This window comes from Paenarthrobacter sp. MSM-2-10-13 (assembly GCF_011605365.1).
Taxonomy (GTDB): domain Bacteria; phylum Actinomycetota; class Actinomycetes; order Actinomycetales; family Micrococcaceae; genus Arthrobacter.
The window spans coordinates 700,988-727,446 of record NZ_JAAOXO010000001.1 but is presented as its reverse complement, the minus strand read 5'-3'; the positions used below and the strand labels follow the sequence as shown (position 1 = coordinate 727,446).

Here is a 26,459-nt window from a genome sequence, read left to right as displayed (position 1 = left end):
CTTGCAATATAAACTAGAAGCGGCTGTTTAACAATCCTGATGTGATGCCACCGCCAAAGGCATTAGACGTAGCCTCAGGCGTGTATTCGAAAGGACCAATAGCGTTGTTGTAGAAACACATGATCAGCGCATCGGCCTTATCCGGCGACCTAAACCCACGCTTCTTGTAGTCGTCCTTACTCTCGACAGCGCGCCGGCCCTTCGAGTCCATCTTCCACTGGCGGCTGGATAGCTCCATGAGCAGATCGTCGTCCATCTCGATGCTGATCGTCTCGATGATGCTGGCTAAGTAGAACCAAGCTTCACTGATGAGGTTCGGATACTTGTCAGGGTCTGATGCTTTGGCTCCAAAGTTGATTGGCATGACCTTGTAACCGCGGCGGATCATTTCGTCAGTGACTCCCCCGCCGACGCCAGTGTCGTCCACCTTGATGAGCACCGTCTTGTCGTGGTCCACAAACAGCTCAAGCTTGTCGCACACTTCAGTCGTCCTGAGCTTGGTGTAGGACTTCATGCGGACATCTCTGAGCCCCTTACGCATCTTGAAGATCGTGCGGTCAGTACCCATGCGAGCCACGTCCACGCCGACTTCCACAGCCCCCTCATCGTTGACAGTGCGCTCCATGGCTCCCAGGATCGCTTGACGGCTAAGAATGGCATTGTCACCTTGGGCCACCGGCTCGCCGAGCCACACATGAGCGTAGAGATCCAGGGACGCCGACTTGTCTGCTTCCATCTCTTCGCGCAGCTCAACTGGGAAAAGGCCGGCACGTTCCAGAACGTCGTAGTTGACCTTGCGAACGTAAGTACGGGCACGCTCCGTTTTGCAGTAGCGGACATATACAGGGTCCAGCTCGTTCATGCGGTTGAAGGTGTAGATCAGCTGGCTGCCAGGCTTACGGACGGTTGGCACGAGCAGCTTGAGGCTCGACTCGCTAATGCTTTGCGCTTCTTCCACCCAGGCGATGTCGATGCCTTCGGTGGATTTGATCTCAGTCGAGTTGTGGCGGAGACCCTTGAAGAAGAACTCAGTTCCCGTGATCGTATTCCGGATGATCTTGTCGGTGATCTCGTAGTCCGTGAACCCGTTGTTGTTAATGATGTCGGATAGGAGCTTGTGTACGGAGTCAGCGATGGTGTTTTGCAGCTCACGGGTACAAAGGATGCGCAGCTGCTTCTGTCGACCACGAAGGATCAATGCCAGGGCGACGTGCTGCGACTTTCCAGAGCCACGGCCACCGTAGAAGACGATGTTGCGCCAAAACTCGTTGAAGAGCTCCTCGTATTCTTCGAGGAACTTAATCCGTACTTGGTTTGTCCCCACTACGGACGATCTCCACAAGTGCCTGCATCGGCTTACCGTCAGTCGTGTGGTCTATCTCCTGACGCTCTTTCCAGCCCCAGTTGTTCTTGAGGCTGAAGGCAGCACCAGTGGCACTCTTCGTAAAGAGGGCGTTCTCAGCCCACTCGTGGCAGCGATCGTAAGCGGCCATGACCGAGTCGGAAAACTGGTCGCTTTCCTTGTAATTGACGAGCGTTTCACGATGAATACCCAGCGCTCTTGCCAGGCCTGAGACGGTGTATGGCTTCTGCTCGGTCATCACCTTGCGCTGGGCAAAGATTGTTTCGCCACGTTCGTTGATGCCTGACTCCACCAGACGAGACTCCAGGTGTGGATCGCACGCATCAAAGTAGGAGTCGATCGCTACTTGGAGCTCGTCAACGGTCTTGAACTTGAGTGGGCGTCCGCCCTTGTTCTTTTCTTCTGGTGTGTCTGGTGTCGTTTGGTCTGGCATATCTTGCCACTATTTATGCACAGACGGCTTCAAATTAAAAGAGTGATCTATCCAGCCTGAGCGGCCTCAATAGCAGAGCGAACCCTGTCTCGGCTGCTTTTCCAAGCCTTCTCCACGTCGCGGTCAGGAACGGGAATCCTGATAACCGGTGGCAGACCAGCGGCGGGAATGGATAGATCCCTAAGTGCGTCATAGAAGGCGCGGTGTCTTCCACGGCTTCTAGGTCCAAACGTCGGGGTATATTTTCCCGCCCATGCAGTGTCACCACGTACTGAATGCTTGCGGCATAGGTCCCGGTACTCATCCACGTCGAATCCCCAGGGCGAGTCAAGTGGGTAGCTTTCAAACGTCGTCAGGCGATGAGACGTGAAGTGTTGGATCTCATCCACTTCGATGATGACCCCAGACTCCTTGTGCATCAGGTCTGCCCTAGGCCGTGAAATGCGCTTGGCCAGCCGCATTGCGTCCAAGTCAGCCCCGAGAGCTACTGCTATCTCCATGATCGGTTCGAAGACCTGATGAGTGTCACCGCTGAGGCCGTAAGGCCCCTTTGTCCCGATCCAGTCAAAGGCAATTCCAGGCGACAAGTAGAGCCCGTCTTTGGCGGCCTCAACTGCTATGCCAACTTCGCACTCGCAGGACAAATTTTTGCCTCCCAGCTGTTCAGATGTTTGACGTACGCGCGCTTCAGTACTCGCGACTCCGGTACGTCAAAGCCTAAGTTTGTCACCACCCCGCTGTAGGCTGCCGGCACGGCGCCCCGTCAAGGTTCGGGATGTGGAGCTGGTAGCACCGGCCGGGGGCTACCGCCCATACAGGCCACCGGTAGAGTTTGACGAGCACCGAAACATAATGGAGGACAGTTGAGCAAGACACTGCTGGAGTACTTGCCTGGCATCGTGGCCGATGGCAAGCGTAGGGCATCCCAATACCTGGAGCAGCTAGAGGGACGTAACCGCGTGACGCTCCAGACGCGTGAGCTGGTGATACCAAATAAAGACGTGACTGGCGACGACCTCATCCGCCTCCTGGAGCGTGATGAATCAGAGGGTAAACAGCCCAACCAGCTCATCTATGGCGACAACCTGCTGGCTATGGCTGCGCTCCTGGCAGGGGATGACGATCGTCCGTCTCTTCGCGGCAAGATTGACCTCATCTACATCGATCCCCCATTCGACTCCAAGGCAGACTACCGAACAAAGATCACTCTGCCTGGGACGACTATTGACCAGAAGCCGACTGTCTTAGAGCAGTTCGCTTACTCGGATACATGGTCAGATGGCACAGCGTCATACATCGCGATGATCGTTCCCCGCCTTGTTTTGATGCGTGAGCTGCTTGCCGAAACCGGCTCCTTGTACGTTCACATCGACTACCGTGTAGCTCACTACCTGAAGATCATCCTCGATGAGGTCTTTGGACGAGAGTCCTTCGTAAACGAGATCGTTTGGCCAGGTGCGATTGGCGACTCCTCTGCTAAGAACAAGAAGTTCATCAAGTCGCACGACACGATTTTCTTCTACCGTAAGAATCCCAAGAAGATCGTTTGGAATGACGTATTCCAATCCCATGCTGAATCGAATGAGAAGCGTCTAAAGACTGACGAGATCGGTCAGTACCGCCTTGGTCCGATCGATAACCCTGGCGGTGGCGGCTACATCTACGACCTTGGACTAGGCGAGAAGACCCCGGCCGGCGGCTACCGCATGCCAATGGAGACAGCTCTGAAGTGGCTCGAAGAGGGCCTGCTCTGGGTCAAGGCTGGCCGGGTTCCCCAGAAGAAGATCTACCTCAACCCCGAAGGCGTCCGCTCCCGTGACGTTTGGACGGATATCCAGACCCTTCAAAAGGGCGAGACACTCGGGTATGGCACACAGAAGCCAGGGCGACTTCTAGAACGCATTATCCAAGCGTCTACGGATGAAGGCGATATCGTCGCTGATTTCTTCTCTGGCTCGGGCACAACCGCTTCCGTGGCAGAACGACTTGGCCGGCGTTGGATAGTGAGCGACCTTGGTAAGCCCTCCGTGATGATCACGAGGAAGCGTCTCATTGACCAGGATGCTCGCCCCTTCGCCTACGAAGCCATTGGCGACTACCAGGTAGAGCAGGCGAAATCGGTACTTGGCAGGAAGTTCAGGGTTGGGCAGCTCGCTCAGGTAGTCTTGCGACTTTTCGGGGCTGTACCGCTCCCAGCTGAAGTCAATCAGCATGGTTCACTGGGACGCATTCCAAATGAGAAGGCGCTGGTTATCGCCACAAGCCCGAACGCTCAGGTCACAGGTGCCGTGCTGCGTCGCGCCCAGCAAGCCAGGGTGTCCGTCATGGGTGGCTTCGATAAGGTCTACGTTCTTGGTTGGAACTTCGCGGACTCTATTGGCCACGATATTGACGCCCTCAATGATGAACGACTTGAGGTGCGGGTAATCCCACCGGATCTCCTTGACCGGATCAGCAAGAAGAGCTCAGTCGATAAGTTGGCTGATGACGTGCGCTTCTCTACTCTGCAGTATCTCAACGCCAGCGTCGTAGGTCGGCAAAAATCTGGCCTTGGCGAAATCATCACGGTGAACCTGGATAACTACGTCTTGTTGTCACCGGATGCGATCAACCTCGATGAGAAGAACCGTGCCCAGTTGCTTGATGTCATGAACAACGAACCGCTGGCGCTGATCGAATACTGGGCCATCGATCCTGACTACGACGGTCAGGTCTTCCGCTCGGTCTGGCAGGACTACCGCGGCAACACCGAGAACGATGCTGACGAGCTGCGCGTCATAACCAAGGCTGAAGTAAGCGTGCCCTTCAAACCTGCGGGGCGGCGTGTCTGTGTCCGCGCAGTTGATGTGTTCGGCTATGAATCTGAGGTCATCATCGAGAATGTAGAGGTTGATTCATGACGGTAGTTGGTCCCGGCAACTTTCCCCTTGCCGTCGCGCTTAGGGATGTCGTTGGCAGTCAGATCGCAGACATTGCTCAAGGCCAGCCCACCGCCTTGATGGACGAGGTTACGCCTGTCACGGCCGAGCTGTTGAAGTTCTGGTTTCAGGATGACTACGTTCGCCTGAGGAACGTAAACTTCCACGACGGACAGCGTGAAGCCATCCTGCACGTGATCTATGCCCACGAAGTACTGAAGGCACCAAACCTCGCAGCGTTGTACAGAGAGCTGGCCACTGAAGCACTGCTTGATGGGGACATCTTGGGCGACGTTACTCGCCCCTCCAATAACCATCCGAAGTACGCCGCCAAGATGGCTACGGGTACGGGCAAGACCTGGGTACTGAACGCGCTGCTCGTGTGGCAGTACTTGAACCACAAGGAGTACCCCGAAGACGAGCGCTTTACGTCCAACTTCTTAGTGGTTGCTCCTGGCCTGATAGTCTACGACCGGCTGCTTGATTCCTTCCTTGGTAAAGAACGGAACGGCGTCCGTGATTTTGAAACGTCCGATATCTTCCTCAATCAGGACATCTTTATCCCGGACAACTACCGCGAGAGCGTCTTTGGCTTTGTCCAGTCATCGGTCGCGACAAAGGAAGAGATTGGCAGCAAGGTAACCGGCAACGGCGTTATCGCCATCGCAAACTGGCATCTGCTGGCAGGCGTCGAAGACCCTGACTTCGTGGGTGATGACGACGACGTACCAGGCGCGGCTATCGATGCCAAAGCGGCTATCGATAGTTTCTTCCCTGTGCGACCTGGTACGACTGCTGGTAACTCTCTGAGTTCACTGGACCGGAAGTTCACTCGTGGCGGCCCGCTGGAGTGGCTGAAAGATTTGCCGGCTCTCATGACGTTCAACGATGAGGCTCACCATATCCACTCGATCAAAAAGGGCCAGCAGGTCAGCGAAGTCGAGTGGCAGAAGAGTCTCACTGAGATCGCTTCTACCAAGGGACGCAGGTTTATCCAGGTCGACTTCTCGGCAACGCCTTACAACGAGACGGGCACTGGCGCTAAAAAGGGGCGCAAGTGGTTCCCGCATATCGTTGTTGACTTCGATCTCAAACAAGCCATGGCGCAGGGATTGGTGAAGTCCCTGGCACTGGATAGGCGCAAAGAGATCGCCACCATGCCGCTCGATTTCAACGCAGAGCGTGACAGCAAGAACAGAGTCATCGGCCTGTCGTCTGGCCAGCGAGTGATGATCCGAGCAGGCCTAACCAAGCTTGCGATGCTCGAAGAGAAGTTCGAAGGCGTCGACCCAAATAAGCACCCGAAGCTCATGGTTATCTGTGAGGAAACGTCCGTCACTCGGTTTGTGGAAAGCTTCTTACTAGCTGAAGGGCTTGCTGCGGAAGACGTGCTGGTTATCGACTCTGACCGTAAAGGTGAGCTGTCAAAACCTGAATGGGACGCCGCCAGGGAGCGCCTCTTCGACGTTGACCGGCACAAGTCCCCAAAGGTGATCGTCAGCGTTCTGATGCTCCGTGAGGGCTTTGATGTCAACAACATCTCGGTGATCGTGCCACTTCGCGCTAATACCTCCGGCATTCTGTTGGAGCAGACGATTGGCCGCGGTTTGCGCTTGATGTGGCGTGGTGACGAACAGATCGATGAGATGAAACAGGAGAACCGCCGGCGGATCGCGCAGCGGCTAGAACCTGATAACTACTTCGATGTCCTGTTTGTCGTTGAGCACCCGGCTTTCACACAGTTCTATGACGAACTGATGGAGGCAGGCCTCGCCGGGACGGTTGGCGACGACACTAACGGAGGTTCGACCGCCACGGGCGACCTTGAGGTTATCGGACTGCGCGAGGGCTATGAAGCGTTCGACTTCCACATCCCGATGATGGTCAGGGACAGAGAAGAAGAAATCACGGCGCCAATGCTCGATCCCTACCAGCTTCCGCGCTCCCGCGTTGAATTTGCGGAAGCTAAACGCATCGTGGGCCTGGGTGATCGTTTCGTATCCGAAGACGCCCAGACGAAGACACAGTTCGGTGATTACCGTGTTAACGGCGGCGTCATGACGGCCACTGGATATAACGACTTCCTGAGCCGAATGACTATCCGCATTGCTGAAGCCCTTGGTGGCCGTCGTGCTTCGATGACCAGCAGCCCCAAGAAGTACAGCGATCTTTCCGAGTACCCGTTGTTGCAGATGTATCGACCTCAATTGCTCGGGTGGATCGATACCTATATTCGCCATCGCTTCTTCGATATGGAGTTCAATCCGCTCGAGGAAGAGAACTGGCGAATTCTGCTCTGGGATGCCGTCACAAATGATCTGGCCGGTAACGTCGCAACCGCGCTGGTCGAGGCCCTAAACCAAGAGGTTGTCGCTGTTGCGGAAGTGCTGCACCGCAGCCTTTCCGAGGTTAGCTCGATCAGTATTAGAACGTCATCCTGCGTTTCGATGACAAAGTGTATCTATCCGAAGCTGCCTGTACCGACCCACGGCGGCGGTCTGGAGCGGAAGTTCCTGGAGTGGTCCGAGAAGGACACCTACGTCGAGGCCATCTGCAAGATCAGCGAGTACAAGCACACCTATGTTCAGCGTCCGTACCTCAAAGCAGACGGCATGCCTGCCCGGTACTCCCCTGACTTCTTGGTGCGCACCGAAAGCATGATCTACGTGGTCGAGACCAAGGCCGATTCGGATCTCTCGAACATCAACGTCCAACGGAAGCAGGCTGCCGCGATTGCCTGGTGCGATCAGATCAATGAGCTTGAACCAAGCCAGCGGGGACACAGACGTTGGGCGTACGTCCTCCTGGCCGAGCAGACAGTCTTGGGATCAATAGCGGCCAACGAGCGGGCCAGCGATCTTCTGGACAGAAGCCGACTCCGCAGCGCCGAAGAGGAAGAAGCTGCTCAGCAAATCTGGTAAGTAATACGTGAGGTACGGCAAGGCCGTGAGTGGGATGACTCACGAGCCTTGCCGTTCCTTCGCTGCTGCCATCGGCGCTCCGCGTGTTCGAACATATGTTCTAATGGATGTCGTGAACAAGCACGGCTCCCCTGAAGACATGAACCGGATGATGGCGCGCCTAGAAGCGGAACTTGCACGTCCCGATCCAGACGACGGAGCGATCATCGACTTCCCCCGTGGTGGGGCTCCCGTAGTCCAGGTCGGCAAGCTTCGCGGCACTGCCGTTCCTTATACGCGCCACTATGGGTTGGTCGAGATCACCGAACAGGCCGGCTCTCGCTTCCAGTGGTTCTTAGGGAGCGAGATCAAGCGGATACAAAAAGAGGGAGCTTAGTTGCTCCCCTTGGGTTCTTCTTTGAATCTCAAAACTGATCTGCAGTTTGCGTGCTTACCGTCCATAGGTAGCTTCATCGCTGCTACAACTATTTCTAGGGCCGTTTGAAAGTCAACATCCAACATGGTCATTGTGCTCTCTATACGATGATGAAGAACCTGGATGTTTATCAGCACGGCTGCGCTCTCGCCCTGAAGCAGGATTGTGTGGCTCATGAGAACTGCCCGTTCATGAACTTATAGCCATCAATAACCATGAAGTGACCTTGTTCCGGATCGACCGCGACCTGCTTGCTCTCGATCATCTTCCAGAAGTCGTCCTGAGTCACGGGCTCGTCGTACTCGTTGAATATCTGCTTGCCGTTAAGCCAACCCTTCAGCTCCGTGATGTCCTTGTAGTAGTCACCGTCGTTGTAGGCGAACAAGAACTGCCAGCCGTAGCTACTTTTGCCCAGGTGAATTTCTTCCTCTGGCCTATGACATGTGGGACATGTGTTGATCCTCGCATAGTAGTTAGTTCCCATTGATCACCTCCTTACAAAAATTTCTTATAGCTTCCGTTATTGAATGCTGACCAAGCTCGCCAGCCACTGCCTTGGTAGATCGCGTAGGCCGCTGCGACGTTCGCCGTTGGGCTGAACCGTTCTTGGTCCCCGATGAGCCGGCCGACGTGCACACTGTTGATTTGGAACAGTCCTTTATCGTCCGAGCCGTTTGTATTGGCGGGGTTGTGAGCGTCCGCTCGTCCTCCACTCTCTGCCTGGCACACCGCTAAGGCAGTATCGAGATCCCAGTCGTACTGTGCGATCAGGTCTCGATACTGTACGCAGCCCCTAGCTTGTATATGTGCTTTGGCTTGTTCTGGCGCGCTCTGTGGCGCTTTAGCCGTCTGAACCGATATATGAGCCGTCTTTGATTCTTGAACGCGACTGGCGGCTTCTATTGCTGTCGCGCTTGCTCTTTTGACACGAGCTGGAGATCCGCGTGGACTGACTGGCGGGCTTGGCTCTGGATGTTGATCAGCAGGAAGTATCCGATGATGACTCCTAGGATCAGCGTCAGCACTGTGTTGAGTGCCATCGACAGCCAGAAGGTGCCGGCTTGGACCGTCTTAGGTTCGTTGTGTTCTGTTGTTGGCTTCGTTGCCATGGTTGTAGTGTCCTTTGCCCAAGATGGGCGTTATTTGTTTGTGTTGGCTCGATGAGCCGCTTCCGTCCAGGTAAGGGTGGGCATCACCTGGACGGGAGTGGATGATCGAACTGTTGAACGTATAAGGCAGGGATTTGACGAGTGTGGTTCTTGACCTAAATCTTGTGTCGAACTCGTATAGTCACCCTGCCCCGGATAGCCTGGCCTTTCGGAAACCGTTGGGCCTCTATCCTTCCTGTGGTCGTGACTCTTATACGCCCACGCCAGCGCACCAGGTAGTTGAAAACAAAAGAACCTTTCGAAAAGATTAGTTAGTTTCCTGATACGCCTGCGTGGCTATCGCCTAGAGCGTATGGTGCTAGTAGCAATCAAAACACGTTAGTCATCAAACATCTCTGTTCTTGCCCGAAAGCCTACTTGGAGAATAACTCTATCCGCAGTGGGCTTTTGATACCCGCTTACTACCAGCACTACTACGCTCTAATTGTCAATGTGCCGCTCAATAGCCTTTACCTGAGCACCTCGGCAACATTTCGACTCTCACGTTATCGAGTCTTGGAGCGGATTACACGCTCGACTGTGCTGGTCGTCCAGGTAGGGACTATTGAACTGATCGTATAACCGCTATTGCTGTCCAGCCTTTATTCGCTGCGCTTTGGTTATGTTTTTACTATAGCAAAATACGTTGAAAGTTCAAGAGTTTTGGTGTAGTGGAATATGCAACACTAAAGAGCGCTATAGAAGGGCAGCTCCTAGATAAGCCATATAAACGTCAGTTCGTCGCAGCTAAAGTGCTGCCTCTCTCTATGTGCCGCGGCCTCCACTTCGCCAAAGGCTTCAGTCGGCGGAGGCAGTCGTCCCCCAAAATGTCAGTACCCGTCAGTACGCTTGAAGGGTGACTTCAAATAATCCGCTAAGCGAGACCAACTCCGTCCTCAACTCGGCCACGTCGGCCGGTCTTGCCAGCGTATGGGCAACGATGGACGCATCGCCTCTCTTGGCGAAGCCCTTCATGTTTGACGTGAGTTCCCTCATGCCCGACTACAACAAGATGATGTCGCCAATGCTTGCAGACATCTCGAAGACCGTGGCATCGGCTATGGACATGGCATACCCCTCGGCCCAGCTTGCCGGCATCCAGAAGATGATCATCGACGCTTCCGGTGTGAATAACGTCGCGAAGATGTTCCTCGACTCTCACACGCAGATGATGCGCGGGCTCTACCCTTCGCTCAACATCATGGCTGGATTGGGCCTGCAAGAGCAGTTCCAGTTGCCTGTTGCAGCACTCGCCAAATCCCTGGCTGCATCCATCGACACCTCCTACATCAACGGCGTCCTGGCCGACGCCATCAAGTTCCGCGCCGAAGTAGCTGAGCAGGATCTAGATGACCTGACCGATGACTTCTTCGAGAATCACCCCGACCTCGCGGAATCCATCGAAGAGCTTCCCGCCCTATATGCGCTGTCTAAGGCTGACCGAACCGTTGTGGTCTGGTTCGTGCGCTTTGCAGTGATGATGGCAGTCACGTGCGTAATCTTGAACATCAACACCGAGTATCCCGACCTGGAAAAGATTGTCGCTGCACTTGGTCTCAGCGGAGGGTGGGAAGCAGGTAAGAAGGCTGGCGAGGTCACGGGCAAGGCACTGGATAAGTTGCCGCAGGCTGAGGAGTCTTAGCCCAAGCCATCGATGGCTTGCTGTGTCATAGCACCGAGCGCGTCAGCTGCTCCGCCGGCTGTGCCAAGTGCAATGAGCTCCAAGGACTTGAAGAGGAGGTTCTTGATGCGGCTCTGCTTCGGTTCAGGAGACGAAGTTTCTTCCTCCAACTCGGCGATGACTTGTTGTGCTTCACTTTGCTTCTCATCCGGAACACCAAGGATCGGCAACATCTGACGGAAAGCCGTGGCAACCTTATGCGCTGCGTCAACCTGCTCCATAGTCAGGGTGTTGGACTGGACAGCACCAGGACTCCCTACTGCGAGGTTGATGGAATGTGAGTTCTCAAAGCTGTAGTTGTTCACAGTCATTCCTTCGGGCTTCGCCGCTGAGCCGGCCGATTCTGTCAGTTCGACGATATGGATGCCACTGGCCGTGATCCTGGGTGACATGACCTTCCCGGTTATTGGAGTCCAAGCCTGAATGTAGCCCTTGTCCTTCAACCACTTGGCCGTACGAGTGATCTCTTCATCGCTGTAAGCAAGGCCTAGATAGCTGCCCGCAGGATCGGTCTTGAAGGGCAGGAAGTCTTTCGGTTCTTCCCCCGCCAGGTACTGATCGTAGAGCCAGTTGAGGAGTGCAGTTCGCAGCGCTGAGGCTCGCAAGCGAGGGCTGCTTCGCTTCTCCCGGTACTCCAGGGCAACGTCGATCCCCGCTTGCTCCAGCCTGACGTCAGGGATTTGCCCAGACGGTATCTCGGTGTAGATCCATCCATTGGCTAACAAGGCCTTGAAATCGCCGCGGAGTGCAGAGACGTCGATACCCCATTCGTGTCCCTCGTTGTATAGACCTGCAGTGGGCACATCCAAGCGGCCCCACTCTTCGGACAGCCTGTAGATCTCCCCCAAGAGGTGTAGCTGCCGAAGCTTTGATGGGGATTTTGCTGCAGCTTCTAGATCGACCATTTACTTCGAGACACCTAACGTGCGTGGATCAGTTCTTGATCGGAAGCCTACCTGTGGGGGCTGACATCTTTAGTTCACGTCTTTACTTCGCGCGGTCAGACGGCCGTAGTGAACGGCGACATATGCCTCACCGTCCAGCTGCGACATGCCGACACCAATGTGCTCCATTGGCCGGAGGATGTTGACGCGGTGACCAGGACTCTTAGTCAGGCCGTTGAAGGCGTCGTCTATGGTCCAAGCCTTGCGGCTCATGTTCTCGGCGAACTCCGTGAAGTCATAGCCAAGGTCTAGAACATAGCCACTTGATCGCCTACCGTCGCGGTGACCGTGAGCAAATAGTCCGGTCGCAACCACGTCATCCACCTTGGCCTGGGCTGAGGCCATCAAAGTCTGGTGGACTGCCAGCGCACCGATACCGTGCATGGCTCTGTAGCCATTGTGCAGCGCCACTAGTCGATCTATCTGTTCATGGTGTAGGCCTCGTGAGAGTGCGTCAACGATTTTGAGTTGCTCGGTCAACGGTTACTCCTGGCTAGCATGAGGTGATGCTAACAAAAGAGGGAGCTATGCGCTCCCTGTGTCCTTATCTTTGAGGGCGGTGAGTTCGGCTATGCGTTTATCAACAAATTCATCAGTAAGGTGAGTACGTACGATAGCTCTTGGCCCAGACTCGACAGCTAGCGCATCCTTGATTCTGAACGACACGGGCTTTAGCTCATCTATCCGCTCTTGTATGCCGTAAATCGTTATAAAATTGTCGAGCTTTATATGGTCGCTATGACTCAACTTGTCGAACATTCCAGAGTTCCATAAGAAATCCCGTAAGCTGTCGTTCACTAGCTCGCCTTGTAACTCACGGACTAGCTGTGCGGTTACGGGCATCCCTATATCGTCAAAGGACTTTGCTAGCTCTGCGTCTTTGCTATTAGCGTCGGACATTACTTTAGCTCCCCTGTATCGTCTAGGGCGATGACTAGTTCCAAGACGGCGTTTACGAGAGTCCGGTTGCTCTTCTGAAAAGATTTGAGCGGTCTACTTGCGGCGATCCCCTCATGACAATTGATTAGCCAAAAGTTTCCAGTTGATCCGAACTCTATAGTGAAGACGAAGTTTGACTGCCCACTATTGTGATGGGGCGCCTTATGAAGTTCTTTCAGCTTCTCTAGTAGGTAGTCGGAGGTGTAAAGAGGGGCAAACTCGCACTCAGGTTCATGTGGGTTAGTCGGTTCAAATACATCTGTTGTCGGCTCAACCTCATCGTTATGGAAAAAGTATTGAGGTCGGTCATTAGTGCCCGCACCCCACCCAGTCCGCTTATACACTTCCTTACATAGTTCAAATAGTTCTGTATCCATTACATTGACCTCCATATGACAAAGTCTGGTTGATATTTACTCATCTATTCTTCCTCCTTATCTTGTTCTCGTTGGCGGTTGGTGAGGGTGGCAACATCAGGGTATTTTCGTGGGTAATCCTTCACACTCTCTTCAATCGCTTGGGCAAAAGTGTCTAGGCGTGCTCGGTCGATTGCACTTGTAAGCTCCATTTTTCTGCTTTTTAGGTGGCGTCTTACTCCCACAAATTGTTGCTGGTGGTCGGCTACGTTCTTTAGCTTTAGAACCTCATCGAGCCGTATCTCCCACTCCCGCTGTTCGTCATGAGCTGCCACGAAGGTCATGATGCAGTCTGCTACTCGATGATTTAGCCCGACCATCTTCTGACACACGCCGCAACCGCATCCTGCACCCTTGTGCTCGGGAAAGTCAGCCGCCCTACTCGTTATCCATTCTTGGTCAAATCTGAAACCGTCAACGATACGAACGATCGCCGTGTGTAGCTCTACGTCTTCTTGTGGGGCGGTCATGACCTATCACCCTTTCGAAGCTCCTCGATAATCTCAATGGCTTTCTCTGTCCAACCCTTGTGGTACCAGTACCAAAACCAGTTGCTGATTATGAGAGCCATAGCCAGGATGATCGCTAAGGCACTCATGACTTGGCCTCCAGCAGCTCAGGATGCTCGATGACGTTTCCGACAATCTGCATATCCTCATCGGCGCCTATCAGGCCGTCCATCCCTTGGTACTGAGGGCTGCCATTCTTCAACCAGGCAGCGTAGAAGCCATGGCCGCGCCACTCAACGACGTAGGAGTCGCGAGGCAGCTCGTCTTCTATGGGTGAGACGTACTCAAGAATGTCGCCGTCGAAGATGTCTGCTCCATGCATGTCCTGGCGTCCAGTAGAGAGCCGGCGTGCCAGTATCTCCAGGTCGTACACGAACTCGTCTGTTTGGATCTCGTCTAGGGTCACTACTTCGTGGAGGATGGAGCCCGCTTCGTCGCGGTTCCTGTAGACGTAGTCGAACTTGATGGGGTGGTTCATGAGGCTTGCTCTAGGAGTTGGCCATGCTCATACACGTTCCCGATGACTTCCCACTCGATGTCAGCCAGCTGATAGTGGTCGTCAACTTCCTCGTTAGACGCATAGAAACATGCGTCTTCGTAGTCGACTATGTACGGTCGCTCATCGTCATCAAATCGAGTCCAAGGAGACTTTAGGACATCCCCTTCGAAAATCTCCACACCATTCTTGTCGTTGAGTCCAGTGCCAAGCATGATCACAAGATCACCGGAGTCGATTGCATTGTCGTCCCATAGGTAGTGGTGGGCAAACGAGCCAAGGGTCTCTATATCTGCATCCCCCTGGTAGGCCATGGAAAACTCAGGGTCGTTCTTTGGCCAGCGCTTATCCCAGGCCCTGAACTTGATAGGCCGACTCACGACTTGGCCTTTCGATTCACGGCAAGGATTCGGTCAATTTCATCCCTAACATCATCACTGAGAGACTGGCTCTCATCGACGGTCACTGTGATCGGGTCAGCCCTCTTGATCAGCTCGTCATACATGTTCCGGCTCATAGCCACATAGTTCTGTCCGTGCATCTCAACGCGAAGGCCGGCGTTGGCCGCGGTGACGAACTCTTGAAATTGCTGCGCCGTTTTGCCAAGTGCTCGTGTACGCGATCGCATCGACCTCGACGATGACTCTGGATGCATGATGCCCATAGCTAGAAGTTCCCCACCGTCACGTACTTGGAATGCGCTGCTGCCCAATCACCGCCGTAGTTGACTTGGACGTACAACTTCACTTGAGAGAGTTGCTCAGTCAGAGTGCCCTGGGTTCGGCGTGCCAGGTGCCATACAGGCTTATCGCGTTGGAAGGTGCGCCAGCCTTGAGCGTCTAGGACCATCTCATTGACGTAGCGGTAGTCAGCTTCAGCGAAGCCGGCGGCTGCCATCTCAGCTGCGAACACATACAGCTCAGCTTGCTCCACGGGAGCTGGCGAAGGTGTAGGAACCGGTTCAGCAACTATTGGTGCTGGTTCTACTGCTACTGGTTGAGTGTCTTGGGGTTGTGGGCTATCCGAGGTTGATTCGTGAGTGACGGCGCTTGAGTCGCGTGCCTGGATCTGGACCGCCTGATTCTCTTCTGGTTTCGGTTGCTCCTGGTTCATGTAGGTGATTACTCCTGCGCCAATGATGGCCGCGGTTACTGCTGATATGAGGAGAGGCTTACGCATGGGTCTGCTCCAGGCCAAGCGCAATCTCTAGCTGTTCTAGGCGGTATTCCTTGAACTCGTTCATGTCCCAGCCCGTATTGATTGCTTGTACTAGGAGATCGAGCTCAACTAGACGTGCTTCATAGCGGGATTGGTCGATGTAGGCAGACAGTGCCTCGGATCGTTTCTTGATGACCGTCTTGAGCTTCACGCCGCAGTCATCGTAGGAGATGTTGAATATGAGCTTGGCAGTTAGGTCGAGAAGCTCTTTGTCTGGAGCGCTCATGACTTAGCTCCTGCCTCGATCAGAACTTCGCGAATATCTTCGAGTGTGATCCCTTCTTCAAACTGTTGTAGCGTCTGTTTCTTCATGGCGTTTGTCCTGCTTAGTTTTCTGTTGGGATTATGCGCCAGTTTGATTGATTGTTCAATAGTTTTGTTGGTGTGAAATAGTCAACACCCGCCAACGTGCGAGTTGGACCATGGACCAGCGCCACGCACCAATAGGATCTATCCATGACTGAGAAAATTGGGGATAAGACTGCTGATACACATCCGCTGGATGGAGGCGGAGCGGATGATCAAGCGCCAGAGACGGTGCCTACCAACGAAGAGCTACTAAAGCAGCTGGGCAACAGGACATTTTGGGGAAATGTACTTGCCGGCGTTCTGGCATCTGTCGTGTTCTTTCTGCTCACCAAAGCATGGGAAGAGATGCAGAACGTGTTCGTTCAGGTTTCCGAAGGATTCACGATCTGGACGGCAGTCGTCCTGGTGACGTTCCTAGCGCTCATCGGCGTCAATATCTGGCAGACCTCCCGTCATACTCGGGAGAAGAAGGCTATGGGCACCTTGGCGTTCATCATCCTGCAGATGGCTTTTGGCCTAGTGGGCATCGCTTTGGTGATCCTGATTCTCACGGTGTCGGCTTCTACCGGCAGCTCAACCTGACCCTGGCCGGCAGATAGCTACAGCTCGAATACGATTGCCTGATGAGCGAGACGGTCGAGACAGAGACGAAGTCCAAGCCTTGGCAGTGGCTAGGCGAGTGGATGCGAGACGAAAAGTTCTGGCGTGATGTCGCAAGCCGGACACTAGCCGGCGCTTTGGTCGTCGCAATGGGCTACCTAGTAGCCGTGGCCAACGGGCTCCTAGCAGTGCCATCAGTCGCCCAGATCTTCGTAGGCGTAGTCTTCATTGCACTCGGCGTGGGTATCTTCTGGCTATTCGTAGCTAAGTACCTGAGGTGGATCGCACCTCTCGTGAATAGGATCTCGCGCCCGTGGGGTGACATCCTAGACACACTCATAAAGTTGGTCGTAATCGGACTGTCCGTGTGGATGCTGATAGCCGGCATCCTCAGCTTTCGCCCGTAGGCACTACTCCCCCACTCCCTACTACTTGAGGGGCGAGACCAGGACAAACCAATTACAAGCTATTCTCTACTCCCTGCCAATGCTCACGTATCTTCATACGGCTTGCCAGTTGGGATCTGTTCCAACAGGGAGATCAATAGTTCAGCGCTCAGTAAGTCAGGTGAGTCAACATTTAGTCACGGTTCACCAAGCCTGTGAGGGCTGCACCAACAGTTTTGATTGAAAGCATGTGAGAGGGGCTGTTCTTGGAACAGCGGGGACTACCCGTCTTGCGCCTCTCGGAAGTGGCATCAAGAGCGAACCTCGGCTTGGGAGCGACCCATATCATCTTTGCCGACCCTCACAGCTACCTTCAAGTGTTATAGGCAGATGGCCCACCGCTACGGTCTTTGGTTCTTCTTTAGAGTTGAACCATCACACGTACTTGCTATCACCTATCGCGCTAGATGTAGCTACGGCGGGTAAGCTGCCTATAACATAGACTGCGAACTATTCTATTGTAAAAGTATTTGCATAAGTAAACAACACTGCTAAAATAGAAAGCAGATTAGGTTGTCAAGCAAGAGTCTCCACAGCAGGAGGCTCTACTTATTTCTTATACCCCCGTTCGACAATGATTAGGTCGCCAAGCGGTTACTAGTCATTATGAAGCGCATGTGATTTAAGTCAATCTTGACATGTGATTAAACGCACTCTCATTGTGGAAAACTCTTGCAAAACAGTGGATAAGTCCTGGTCAAATCGCGTCCTATGCTTCACAATCATCGGCATGGATCTTCTAAAACTCACAAACAAAACGTACGTCGTTCCTGAGCTTGGCGTGCCTTACTTCGAGCCAACCTTTGCCGAGCGTCAAAAGCTCTTGAAAAAACACAAGTCATTCTTCATACTGAACTCTGGTTACAAGTCACGTACACGCGTTTCGGCAGTAGACGCTAATCCCACGCAAAAACCCTAGACGCTAAGTCCAGGGTTTTTTGTTGTGTATTCGTGCTATCCGAGGATCATCCCCAGGAGCAGGCAACTCATTCCTACTACTGCGAGCCGGCCTTCGGAAGTTCGTAACCAGAAGCTGTGATGATGATACGTCCGCATAGGCCGCTGGGAGCTCGTGTATGAGCCTCTTTGACTCATGGATGGCAGCCAGTTCGATTCTTCGACTATCACGCCTGTACGGCTATCGAGTGTGTGATACCTCACGCCACCTCTTTTATGTAGGCATCGCACACGCAACCCGACAATCCGCAGTCGATGCCGTAAACCTCGTAGGTCGTACCATTGATGGCCACGATTGCCTTTTTGCCTGATCCACGCGTATCAAGATCACCGCCCAATAGGACGACTTCAGACTTCGGGAACGAGAGCCGCTCCGTCCTATCCGCATTGAGCGGAGTGAAGACTGGTGTTGGAGTGTCGAGTAGTTTGTCGATCTCACGCTTGACGCCATCGATGGTGGGATGATTATCGCCGAAGATACCCTTGGTCAGATCCACGTAGTAATAGCCTTCAAGGTTGCACTCATCACTGTTGTTGATGGCCTCTAGCTCATTCCCGTCGTCGTCGAGTTCGTGTTGGGAAATGTTGCGAAGTTCGGCTCGAATCACATAGTTGCGGTAGATCATTACGCTGCGACCTCCAGCTTATTGATATCACCGCCTGCGATCAATGCAGTATCGTCAGTGATGTTATGCAGGATAGACGTGCCGCTTATTAGTTCCGCAGCTGCTTCAGCGTTTATAACAGAGCGTTCAACGTAGTATTCGAGAACATCCCAGTTCATACCAACTGAGGCGTCATGATGATTCTTTGCATCTTCCAGAACTTCCATAGCTTGCTCATCGCTAAGCTCAGATGCTAGGCCTTGAACGTCCTCGATCGACCATATGACGGCTACCTGGGTCGACGGGTTGTAGAAGCTTTGAATAATTTCCTTAGCCAGGACTGTTGCACATCCCTGCACGTCTGCCCATGGTTCATCAAGCGCCATCCGCGCTAATTCAAGAATCCTGTCTTCTAGTTGGTTTTGGGTCATAGTTGATACTCTCCATTTATCTTATTGACTGTTTATATTATGCTCCTTTTTGATTGATTGTTCAATAGTTTTCACCAAGGTTAAGATGTAGTTTTTACTACTTAAGCCTGTCCGCGAAACCCTCTATATGCATCAGCTCAAACATGTGCTCATAAGCCCCTAGCTTGCCATGCATGTAGCCCTGAAGGTTGCGAAGCCCTATATCCGTCTCAGCCAGGAACAGCACGCTAGGCACAGTCTCAATCTCCCCAGGGCGAACGCCATCGAATACCGCTATGTACTCGCGCAGCTTTTTTTCAATCTCCAGGCGACTTTCATTGTCGCGGTCTACCTCTATCCAAAGGCATACAAGCTCGCTCTTATCTGTCAGTTCCAGCTCTACAAAGAAGTCAGGGCGGACTGTGACGCCAGCGAGGCGCATATGAGTATCAGGTTCGCAGTAGTAGCCACGAACCTTTATCTCTCCCCTGTCCTCACGCTCACATAGTTGCGCGAACACATCCGCCACTCTTAGACGGTGCTCAGATATAGCAGTGAACCTAGGACGGAACTTGCCACGCTTGCCTAGGTATTGCCAGCCAACGGCTCCGAGCTGGTAGACAGTTTGCCCCGAGCCCATGCCGTCCCCCTGTACCTGGCGTCGTCCCATGCGCACAATGAACTTGTCCTTGACTAGTTGAGCCTGGGCTCGTGCAAAGGAAGTCCTGCTTTTAGCTTCAGGGAAATGGAGTTGCTGAATATGGCTGCTATCGAGCTGGCCGAAGCGATCCAATGAGCTGAGAATATCGGCGTGACGGCTATTGATTCGCATGCTCGCAGTATAGAACAGGTTAGTCTCGTGCCCTAGCCCGCCTTTTGCCCTTACCTGGCAGGGAATGGCTGTGTCGCCAACCACTCATCAGCAACGCGTCCAGCGACACATGGCCTGCTGGGCTTGACGTTGCATATTCTACAACTCTAAAACTATTGAACATTTAGAGCATTCATTCATAATGAACATTAGCAAACGGGCACTACCTCGACAGCGCATATTCACAACTTGGCAACTACCAATTTTTAGAAAGGAGGGATATGGATAAAGATCACACATACCCTAAACAAACCAAGAAGATCAAGCACACAATGATGAGCCTCTCAGTACCAGCAGCCTTCCCGCCGGCAGTACGTGAGTACCAACAGTGGATGATCGACAGCGGTCTACCGAAAGCTAGCCAGGGCAACATCCTGGCGACCATAGCTCTCCAGAACAACACAAAACTACGACAAATCTTCCGAGAGAAAGAAAGGACTAACAGATATGGCAAGAAATATCTTGATGCAATTAAATCGACGAAAGCAGGCGAATCCGCACGCTAAGGCTCTTGCAGCCATCCGTGAGCGCCGCCTGGCAACACACAACCAGTCATACGTTGCCAAGCGACGGGACTTTGCCAAGGAGCCCACATGGACCCTGGTATAGATTCACCCGCCGTTCAGTTGTTTGCCGAAGTTCCGAAGGAAATTGCCGCCGCTATTATCAAGCTGCAATCAACCGTTCGAGCACTAGACAAGTCAGCCAAGAACGACCACTTCAAGAACACCTATGCACCCCTCGATGAGGTGATGGACGCAGCGCTGCCACTCCTTACAGAGGTGAAGCTTGGGCTCATGCAGTGGCCGGTCACTATAGACGGCAAACACTACCTCCATACGGTATTGCTCCACGAGGACGGCCCATCTCTCCAGGCAGATATAGCGCTGCTCCTGGTCAAACAAGACCCGCAAGGACTTGGATCAGCGATCACCTACACCCGACGACAAACAGTTATGGCCATACTTGGCCTCTCCGCCAAGGATGAAGATGACGACGGCAACAAAGCGAGCAATCATCAGCAGCCACCGTCACCTGAACAGATCGAACAGATCAAAGCCATGTGCCTCGATCTCAAATATCCGGAAGAAGATGTGCAGCGCCGGCTTCGGACTATCCGTAGCTTTGATCACGCGAACCTGGCTATAACCAAGCTTGAGACGGTAATCAGCATGCGGGGGCAGCGGGCATCGAGTGAAGCGGCAACCAACATCGATATCGTGACTGTACCAACGGATGATTCTCGTGGCTCCTACAAGGCCGTAGAGAGTCGTCTGAAGAACTTTGGCTTCGTAGATAACAAGACCATCAGCAGCTTCATTTTGGCTACTACCAAGAAGCCGCTCCTGGGTAACTGTAAAGAGCCGGAACTCCGCTTGATCAATGAAGCATTAGATCGCATTGAGTCAGGTGAAGAACAGATCCCAGAAGACTGGATGAAACAAGAGCCAGCTAAGGCAGGTGCGTCGACCGTTGAAGTCACTCCTCCTGAGGACACAGCATGATTCGCCCAGATACAAGAGACCACGCCATCGACATAGTCGTTGACCGCGTGAGTCTGATGTCCCCCAAAGAACTTCGCGCTCTTGCAAGCCAGCTACCCGTTGGCGTCAGTGAGGCCGTCGAAGATTTCTGCCACGCTGTGTCGCTCTCTCAAGACGAGCGGCAACTAATCAATAAGCACAATGTCAGCATCCCCTACGAGCTCCTAGAGCTCGCCAAGTACAAGGAGATGCACGGAAACAACGTAACGGTGGAGTTACCACCAAGGAATACCAAATAGATGTCACGCAACAAAGTTACTCGTGAGGAGTTCCTGGCTATCAAGGCAACTCTCAAAAGTGGAGTTTCAACTAAGCAGGTTCAGGACAAGCACAGCCGCGGCGAATCAATCGTTCGCCGGGTTAGAAGCGCTAAGTCATGGCCTGCCTACCAAGCCAGCAACAAGGTGCTCAGGGATCGCCGTAAGGGCGATGGACTTCTCGACAGTAACCTCACCAAGGAACAAGCCAAAGCCTTCCTAGAGATGCAGACGCAGCTAGAAACAGTGAAGGGTGAACGAGACTCCCACAAAGACCGAGCAGATCGTCTTGAGCGGCACATGAAAGTTCAGTCCGGAATCATTGCTGACTACCAAAAGGCGGATCTAGATCGAAGTATCAAGCAAGCACAGCGTAGTCGCAGCATCCTTGCTGTATTCCGGAGGGGTAAGTAAAGCACTCGGTATTCCGTTGTAGATTTCACTGTATGCGCGGAACATGTTTTCGGTCATATTTAGTGCATGCCATTCATTCAGCTATCAGGAAAACGAGGAAAAGGATATAAAACTTTAGTAGATGAAGATACATTCAGAGAGTACGGCCACCTTAGTTGGTATCTCAGCGATACCGGCTACGCGATGCGTAGAACCAAGGAAGGCAATTTACGTTTGCACCGCCTGGTTGCCAACACTCCGGAGGGTCTGTTCACAGACCACAAGAACCATGATCGACTGGATAACCGCGCCAGTAACCTTCGAGTTGTAACGCAGAAGGAGAACATGGCGAACTACAAGGGTGAGAAGGGCTACACCTGGGACGCATCCAAGAATAAGTGGATGGTCAGGTACAAAGGCGCCTTCTACGGGCGCTACCTAACTGAGCAGGAAGCCAAGAATGCGTACAAGTTGGCTTGCAGCGGAGTACCTTACCCGACTTCCCGCCGCAAGCTTTGGCATTTACCCACTGGAATATCGAAGCAATTCGGACTATACCGAGTTGCAGTGCGCCAAGGAGGTGTCAAGCACTGGATCGGCGGTTTTGACACGCTAGAGGAAGCCGTTGAGGCATTAGAAAGATTCAAGCAGGGTGAACCAGCTGAGAGCCTACGCCCCCGACGTAGAACTCGTACCTCCACCGCAAAGGCTGGACTGAGCTTCGACACTAGCAAGAGCAAGGCGGGTAGACGTCCCTACAGGGTGAACTGGACGGATCAAAATGAAAAAAAGCGGTCGCGCTACTTTAAGACACATGAAGAAGGAGAAACATTCATGAAGATAGCAAACGAGAGTATTGGTGGTGAGAGGTGAGCGGCACGAAGGCCGGGGGGATCAAAGCAAGGGACAGTAACCTTGCCCGCGATCCTGACCACTATAAGCGCATCGGAAAAATCGGCGGCCAACGGGGGCGGACTGGTGGCTTCGGGGATGGTGAAGAGGGACGTGAACGCGCGAGAGTCTACGGTGCTGTCGGTGGGCGGATTAGCCGACGGAAGCCAAAGACACTTCAAGCGCAGGACTAGCGATCAGCAACCGTAGTACAACGGCGACACACAAAGACGAGGACGTCGAGCGACTCATCCCTACTCAGCTCCCTAATTGCACCTTTATAGCTGGAACGTCGATGGCAACTTGAGCAGTAGTACTCATCGAGACCCTGAGAAACCATATAGGCAACGACACGGCTGCGAACTGGGTCGTACCGTTCAATTGATTTGATCGTTGGACGGTGCCCCAGGTTGGCCGCGACGTACTTCTGGATGGCTCGCTCCCCCACGCTAAGACCAAGTGTCTCAATGATGCGTGGAGCGGAGTAGCCGGCCTGGGCGTAGGCAAGCACTTCTTCGCCGTCGAAAGTTCTATGTCGCATATGTGCTCTTATTATTAGCACACATGATCATAAGTTCGGATATTGACAGGTTATAAAATGCATGTTGTATGTACCGAACTTTTAGACTCCACCCCTGCTAGCTAACGTCGCATAGTTAGGCCATCGAATCGGCGACATTGCAAACAGCCCAAAATGGCCATTTTGCTATTGACGACAGTATCGGATCATTGCGTAAGAAGCTTATAAGGCCACAAGGTGCCGGTGATGCGCAAACTTGGCCAAAGTGCCATAAGTTCGGGTACTTTTCCACAGAATCGTCGTTCAAGCTCAGCATCGTTCAAATAACTTACATGCGCCAAGCGCACTAAGTGTCTGATTCTTACACGCGATGCTGAGCTTGGTCTGCGGACCATCAACAAGTAATAGGACTAATAAGGAGGCCTATGGCAATAGCAGCAGTAATACTCGGACTGATCGTGATCATCGTGGCGGCCGCCGTCATCATCACCCATCTCGACTCAGACCTAAGACATCAAACTAAACGGAGAAAGAAATAATGTACCAGGAGCGAATGGACTCACAACGAAAGAAGACTCGAAACATAATTGCGGGAAGCCTTGCTGGAGTAGTCGCCCTAGTCGGTCTAATCACCTTCTTCGGCGCCATGCAGACTGTTGAGACGGGAAAGATCGGCGTCGTGACGCGGTTCGGCCAGACCACCGGTCGCGAGCTCAGCGAAGGGTTCGCCTGGATTGCGCCGTGGGGCGTGGACGAGGTTTCTGTCTACGACGTGAAGATCCAGAAGGAGGAAGTGCCGAGCACGGCCGCAACTAAGGACTTGCAGGACGTCAATGGCACGGTCGTCGTGAACTACGAAGTGAAACGCGGTGAGGTCAGCACTATCCACAAGACGATCGGCGTCGACTTCAAAGACAAGCTCATCACCCCAGCGATCAACGAGGTGTTCAAGAGCGCTGCAGCGAAGTTCAATGCCGGCGAGCTCATAACCAACCGCGCCGAGCTCAAGTCCGACGTGACCAAGCAGCTTCGTGACCGGCTGAACAAGTACGGGATCTCCATCAACGATGTGAGCATCACTAACTTCAAGTTCTCGGAAGCGTTCACGCAGGCCATCGAGCAGAAGCAGGTGGCGGAGCAGGAAGCCCAGCGTGCTCAGTTCAACCTGGAACGCGCCAGCATAGACTCCCAGGCTCAGAAGGCGCAGTCAGAGACTTTGAGCGCCGAGTACCTACAGAAATTGGCCATTGATAAATGGGATGGCAATCTCCCTCAGTACCTCGGTGGCGGGACGGTATTCAACATCCCACTCAAGTAACCACAACTGGAGGCCTTAATAGGCACCATCGTGAACGAACACTGGATTCTGTCTTAGGGGCTAGGCGTCGCGGTTGACGTTGGGGAGGGCGTGGGCTTGGGGTCCCCGCCACTGTCGCCAAATAGCCCCAGGACGATACTCAGAAGAAACACGACGATGCCTAGCATGATGAGGAGCAATCCGCCCGCACGAACCTTTTTCCGGGGCGGCTCGCTCTCATCGAGGATGATTTTGACGCAATCCCTGATGAGCGTCCACATCTCCTTAAACCACGGAATATCCTCTTCTGTCCCGAACCCCTTGGGTAAGAAGAAGCTGACGATAAAGAGGACCAGTCCAGGAATCAGGAGCCATAAAGAGAATGTAACTGGGATGAGACTCTGCTGCATGAATCAAACCTCCCGATAGGTGCGGTGAATGAAGTATCCACCCGAAGTCGAAGGTTGCATAGACCGGATCAGATTTAAACCCAATACCTTGAAGGAGGTGATATGAGTGAAAAACTCTCCCAAACCGCCCGAATCTTGAAACTACTCCAGTCCAAGCGTCGGGTATCGAGCCACGAACTGAATCGGTTGGCCTACCGCTACAGCGCCAGAATCGCGGAACTACGCCAAGAAGGCCATCAGATCCTCACCGAGCGCGTGAAGGAAGGTGTGTTCGCCTACACGTACCTCGGTCATGAAGATGACCAGGAGACGGCCGCATGAGCGAGCGCTTCGTATCCATCCGCGATGAGTTCAGGCACTCCAGAGACCGTGAAGCTGCCATCAAACGCGAAGCAGCGTCCACGGATAGCTATTACGAGCTAGACGAGATACAGCTGGTCCAGCGCTATGACAAGTTCCATGAGCTCGACCAATGGCAACTCATAGACGAGCAGCGGCAGACGGTGGACTTCATCATCCAAGCGCTACTGAGCCGCATCGAATACAAGATCAGCCCAAGCTTTCGGCAGCAGCTAGAGCAAGAGGCGCAACAAACTAATCAACCTGAGGAGGTGATATGGGTGAACTAATCCATCTACATAACCGTGAACAAGAACCAACTAAATCGCTCTCACTAGAACTGCGACTCGAAGCCCGCCGGCTGGATGACTACCAGGATCTCGGACCCGTCGATCTGATCGCCAAGACTGAGTACTACCTCGAACTTGAGCAGCGCGAAGACCTAACAGAGCCTCAACTTCAGGACGTGAAAAGCATCCTGAACTACCTCCTTGGCGAAATGGAGATGCGTCAGGTAGAGGGGGTGGAACTGTGAATGTAGCTTCCCTAGAACTATGCAAGGAGCTGCATGAGCTGAGCGGGTGGGACGGCTACAGCTTCGACTGGATAGAGATTCCAACATGGAACCCTGCATTTCCTAACCCAGCCGAGCAAGTCGTCCACAACCACATCTGTGACTCCGAGCACCAGAAGTGGATAGCGCCTGCTTACGACCTTGGATGTCTGCTGCGAGAGTTGCCGCGTACCTATGAGCCCCAAAGGTCAAGACACGTCTTTCATCTGACGGTCATGAACGGAAACTACTTTCATGACAACTGGATCGCTGACTACTGGAGTCCCGCGAGTGGGTGGCTCAACAAGGGCAACCTGGCGAAGAACACGGAAGCCGATAGTCCAGAAGACGCCGCTGCAAAGCTAGCCATCGAACTCTTCAAGCAGGGCATCCTTACGAGAACCGGTGATGAGTGAGCGGTTCAACCCCCACTGGGACTGCCTGCTAGAAGAAGCATTCGGCTCAACCGTCAAGAGCCGACTTTTCCCCCGATTGAATCGACATCGACCACTCGTCGAGCCTGAGGGTTGGAGCAAGCAACGCGCCCTGGCTGCGCTAGCCATACGTGAAGTCCCGTTCTTTGGAGATCCACAGCGAGACTATGGCATCAGTGGCGGCTTAGAGTTTGGGATCAGTCCGAAGGCTCCACGACCCTT

At 53.4% G+C, this 26,459-nt stretch carries 34 protein-coding genes; 16 read left to right on the top strand and 18 right to left on the bottom strand.

Going from position 1 to position 26,459, the window contains the following annotated elements; genetic code table 11:
• Positions 1–13: 13 nt before the first annotated feature.
• Entirely contained in the window at positions 14–1,324 is a 1,311-nt protein-coding gene (locus tag HAV21_RS03465) for a PBSX family phage terminase large subunit (RefSeq protein ID WP_166840392.1), read from the bottom strand.
• Positions 1,299–1,796, bottom strand: a complete 498-nt coding sequence (locus HAV21_RS03460; protein WP_166840390.1) for a terminase small subunit — start codon at positions 1,794–1,796, stop codon at positions 1,299–1,301. Before HAV21_RS03460 ends, HAV21_RS03465 begins: the two co-directional genes overlap by 26 nt.
• An 863-nt stretch (positions 1,797–2,659) precedes the next feature.
• Between HAV21_RS03460 and HAV21_RS03455 the strand changes: the two genes are divergently transcribed.
• The 3 genes from HAV21_RS03455 to HAV21_RS03445 all read left to right on the top strand — a co-directional run bounded on the left by HAV21_RS03455 (position 2,660) and on the right by HAV21_RS03445 (position 8,011).
• On the top strand, positions 2,660–4,696 hold the full coding sequence (locus tag HAV21_RS03455) for a site-specific DNA-methyltransferase (RefSeq protein ID WP_166840388.1): 2,037 nt from the start codon (positions 2,660–2,662) through the stop codon (positions 4,694–4,696).
• Positions 4,693–7,635: a DEAD/DEAH box helicase family protein gene (locus HAV21_RS03450; RefSeq protein ID WP_166840386.1), complete on the top strand. Its 2,943-nt coding sequence runs from the start codon at positions 4,693–4,695 to the stop codon at positions 7,633–7,635. The genes HAV21_RS03455 and HAV21_RS03450 overlap by 4 nt, the downstream gene beginning before the upstream one ends.
• Positions 7,636–7,738: 103 nt before the next feature.
• Positions 7,739–8,011, top strand: a complete 273-nt coding sequence (locus HAV21_RS03445) for a hypothetical protein (RefSeq protein WP_208095826.1) — start codon at positions 7,739–7,741, stop codon at positions 8,009–8,011.
• Between the two features lie 211 nt (positions 8,012–8,222).
• On the opposite strand, the gene HAV21_RS03440 is transcribed toward HAV21_RS03445, so the two are convergent.
• Both HAV21_RS03440 and HAV21_RS03430 read right to left on the bottom strand, forming a co-directional pair.
• A complete protein-coding gene (locus tag HAV21_RS03440) occupies positions 8,223–8,534 on the bottom strand; it encodes a hypothetical protein (protein ID WP_166840382.1) in 312 nt (103 codons plus the stop codon).
• Between the two features lie 415 nt (positions 8,535–8,949).
• Complete coding sequence (locus tag HAV21_RS03430; RefSeq protein WP_166840380.1) at positions 8,950–9,159, bottom strand: hypothetical protein; 210 nt, start codon at positions 9,157–9,159, stop codon at positions 8,950–8,952.
• Positions 9,160–10,054: 895 nt separating this feature from the next.
• On the opposite strand from HAV21_RS03430, the gene HAV21_RS03425 reads away from it, so the two are divergent.
• A complete protein-coding gene (locus HAV21_RS03425; RefSeq protein WP_166840378.1) occupies positions 10,055–10,840 on the top strand; it encodes a hypothetical protein in 786 nt (261 codons plus the stop codon).
• Here the strand turns inward: HAV21_RS03425 and HAV21_RS03420 are convergent.
• The 10 genes from HAV21_RS03420 to HAV21_RS03375 form a co-directional block, all read right to left on the bottom strand.
• A complete protein-coding gene (locus tag HAV21_RS03420) occupies positions 10,837–11,784 on the bottom strand; it encodes a hypothetical protein (protein WP_166840377.1) in 948 nt (315 codons plus the stop codon). The genes HAV21_RS03425 and HAV21_RS03420 overlap by 4 nt on opposite strands.
• 69 nt (positions 11,785–11,853) lie before the next feature.
• Positions 11,854–12,303 (bottom strand): CAP domain-containing protein, encoded by a 450-nt coding sequence (locus HAV21_RS03415; protein WP_166840376.1) that lies wholly within the window; start codon positions 12,301–12,303, stop codon positions 11,854–11,856.
• Positions 12,304–12,348: 45 nt separating this feature from the next.
• Positions 12,349–12,723, bottom strand: coding sequence for a hypothetical protein (locus HAV21_RS03410; RefSeq protein WP_166840374.1), 375 nt, complete (start codon positions 12,721–12,723; stop codon positions 12,349–12,351).
• On the bottom strand, positions 12,723–13,154 hold the full coding sequence (locus HAV21_RS03405) for a hypothetical protein (protein ID WP_166840373.1): 432 nt from the start codon (positions 13,152–13,154) through the stop codon (positions 12,723–12,725). The genes HAV21_RS03410 and HAV21_RS03405 overlap by 1 nt, the downstream gene beginning before the upstream one ends.
• A gap of 29 nt (positions 13,155–13,183) precedes the next feature.
• A complete protein-coding gene (locus HAV21_RS03400; RefSeq protein WP_166840371.1) occupies positions 13,184–13,648 on the bottom strand; it encodes a hypothetical protein in 465 nt (154 codons plus the stop codon).
• 124 nt (positions 13,649–13,772) lie between these two features.
• A complete protein-coding gene (locus HAV21_RS03395; RefSeq protein WP_166840370.1) occupies positions 13,773–14,165 on the bottom strand; it encodes a YopX family protein in 393 nt (130 codons plus the stop codon).
• Entirely contained in the window at positions 14,162–14,563 is a 402-nt protein-coding gene (locus tag HAV21_RS03390) for a YopX family protein (RefSeq protein WP_166840369.1), read from the bottom strand. The genes HAV21_RS03395 and HAV21_RS03390 overlap by 4 nt, the downstream gene beginning before the upstream one ends.
• Entirely contained in the window at positions 14,560–14,811 is a 252-nt protein-coding gene (locus HAV21_RS03385; protein ID WP_166840367.1) for a hypothetical protein, read from the bottom strand. The genes HAV21_RS03390 and HAV21_RS03385 overlap by 4 nt, the downstream gene beginning before the upstream one ends.
• A 38-nt stretch (positions 14,812–14,849) precedes the next feature.
• Positions 14,850–15,362 carry a hypothetical protein gene (locus tag HAV21_RS03380; protein WP_166840366.1) on the bottom strand — a complete coding sequence of 171 codons (513 nt, stop codon included), beginning with the start codon at positions 15,360–15,362 and terminating at the stop codon, positions 14,850–14,852.
• Positions 15,355–15,627: a hypothetical protein gene (locus tag HAV21_RS03375; protein ID WP_166840364.1), complete on the bottom strand. Its 273-nt coding sequence runs from the start codon at positions 15,625–15,627 to the stop codon at positions 15,355–15,357. The genes HAV21_RS03380 and HAV21_RS03375 overlap by 8 nt, the downstream gene beginning before the upstream one ends.
• Positions 15,628–15,857: 230 nt before the next feature.
• Between HAV21_RS03375 and HAV21_RS03370 the strand changes: the two genes are divergently transcribed.
• Together HAV21_RS03370 and HAV21_RS03365 are read left to right on the top strand one after the other, a co-directional pair.
• Complete coding sequence (locus tag HAV21_RS03370) at positions 15,858–16,292, top strand: hypothetical protein (protein ID WP_166840363.1); 435 nt, start codon at positions 15,858–15,860, stop codon at positions 16,290–16,292.
• Positions 16,293–16,333: 41 nt separating this feature from the next.
• Positions 16,334–16,717: a sulfite exporter TauE/SafE family protein gene (locus HAV21_RS03365; RefSeq protein ID WP_166840362.1), complete on the top strand. Its 384-nt coding sequence runs from the start codon at positions 16,334–16,336 to the stop codon at positions 16,715–16,717.
• A 1,196-nt stretch (positions 16,718–17,913) separates the two neighbouring features.
• Here HAV21_RS03365 and HAV21_RS03360 read toward each other — a convergent pair.
• The 3 genes from HAV21_RS03360 to HAV21_RS03350 all read right to left on the bottom strand — a co-directional run bounded on the left by HAV21_RS03360 (position 17,914) and on the right by HAV21_RS03350 (position 19,560).
• Positions 17,914–18,339 (bottom strand): hypothetical protein, encoded by a 426-nt coding sequence (locus HAV21_RS03360; protein WP_166840360.1) that lies wholly within the window; start codon positions 18,337–18,339, stop codon positions 17,914–17,916.
• On the bottom strand, positions 18,339–18,749 hold the full coding sequence (locus tag HAV21_RS22010) for a hypothetical protein (RefSeq protein WP_208095819.1): 411 nt from the start codon (positions 18,747–18,749) through the stop codon (positions 18,339–18,341). Before HAV21_RS22010 ends, HAV21_RS03360 begins: the two co-directional genes overlap by 1 nt.
• Before the next feature lie 97 nt (positions 18,750–18,846).
• On the bottom strand, positions 18,847–19,560 hold the full coding sequence (locus HAV21_RS03350; RefSeq protein WP_166840359.1) for a replication-relaxation family protein: 714 nt from the start codon (positions 19,558–19,560) through the stop codon (positions 18,847–18,849).
• A 260-nt stretch (positions 19,561–19,820) separates the two neighbouring features.
• Here HAV21_RS03350 and HAV21_RS03345 point away from each other — a divergent pair, with 260 nt between their 5' ends.
• From HAV21_RS03345 to HAV21_RS03320, 6 genes are all read left to right on the top strand, one after another.
• A complete protein-coding gene (locus tag HAV21_RS03345; RefSeq protein WP_166840357.1) occupies positions 19,821–20,105 on the top strand; it encodes a hypothetical protein in 285 nt (94 codons plus the stop codon).
• Positions 20,106–20,192: 87 nt separating this feature from the next.
• Positions 20,193–21,104, top strand: coding sequence for an ERF family protein (locus tag HAV21_RS03340; RefSeq protein ID WP_166840356.1), 912 nt, complete (start codon positions 20,193–20,195; stop codon positions 21,102–21,104).
• The gene (locus tag HAV21_RS03335; protein WP_166840355.1) at positions 21,101–21,382 is read left to right on the top strand and encodes a hypothetical protein; all 282 of its coding nucleotides are present in this window, start codon (positions 21,101–21,103) and stop codon (positions 21,380–21,382) included. The genes HAV21_RS03340 and HAV21_RS03335 overlap by 4 nt, the downstream gene beginning before the upstream one ends.
• On the top strand, positions 21,383–21,814 hold the full coding sequence (locus HAV21_RS03330) for a hypothetical protein (RefSeq protein ID WP_166840353.1): 432 nt from the start codon (positions 21,383–21,385) through the stop codon (positions 21,812–21,814).
• 66 nt (positions 21,815–21,880) lie between these two features.
• On the top strand, positions 21,881–22,666 hold the full coding sequence (locus tag HAV21_RS03325; protein ID WP_166840351.1) for an HNH endonuclease signature motif containing protein: 786 nt from the start codon (positions 21,881–21,883) through the stop codon (positions 22,664–22,666).
• Positions 22,667–23,742: 1,076 nt separating this feature from the next.
• A complete protein-coding gene (locus HAV21_RS03320) occupies positions 23,743–24,522 on the top strand; it encodes a prohibitin family protein (RefSeq protein ID WP_208095816.1) in 780 nt (259 codons plus the stop codon).
• A gap of 53 nt (positions 24,523–24,575) precedes the next feature.
• On the opposite strand, the gene HAV21_RS03315 is transcribed toward HAV21_RS03320, so the two are convergent.
• Complete coding sequence (locus HAV21_RS03315; RefSeq protein ID WP_166840348.1) at positions 24,576–24,911, bottom strand: hypothetical protein; 336 nt, start codon at positions 24,909–24,911, stop codon at positions 24,576–24,578.
• Positions 24,912–25,013: 102 nt separating this feature from the next.
• Between HAV21_RS03315 and HAV21_RS03310 the strand changes: the two genes are divergently transcribed.
• The 4 genes from HAV21_RS03310 to HAV21_RS03295 are packed head-to-tail and all read left to right on the top strand — an operon-like array spanning position 25,014 to position 26,219.
• On the top strand, positions 25,014–25,232 hold the full coding sequence (locus HAV21_RS03310; protein ID WP_166840347.1) for a helix-turn-helix domain-containing protein: 219 nt from the start codon (positions 25,014–25,016) through the stop codon (positions 25,230–25,232).
• Positions 25,229–25,540 carry a hypothetical protein gene (locus tag HAV21_RS03305; RefSeq protein WP_166840346.1) on the top strand — a complete coding sequence of 104 codons (312 nt, stop codon included), beginning with the start codon at positions 25,229–25,231 and terminating at the stop codon, positions 25,538–25,540. The genes HAV21_RS03310 and HAV21_RS03305 overlap by 4 nt, the downstream gene beginning before the upstream one ends.
• Positions 25,528–25,785, top strand: coding sequence for a hypothetical protein (locus HAV21_RS03300; RefSeq protein WP_166840344.1), 258 nt, complete (start codon positions 25,528–25,530; stop codon positions 25,783–25,785). Before HAV21_RS03305 ends, HAV21_RS03300 begins: the two co-directional genes overlap by 13 nt.
• Positions 25,782–26,219, top strand: coding sequence for a hypothetical protein (locus tag HAV21_RS03295; protein WP_166840343.1), 438 nt, complete (start codon positions 25,782–25,784; stop codon positions 26,217–26,219). Before HAV21_RS03300 ends, HAV21_RS03295 begins: the two co-directional genes overlap by 4 nt.
• Positions 26,220–26,459: the final 240 nt, after the last annotated feature.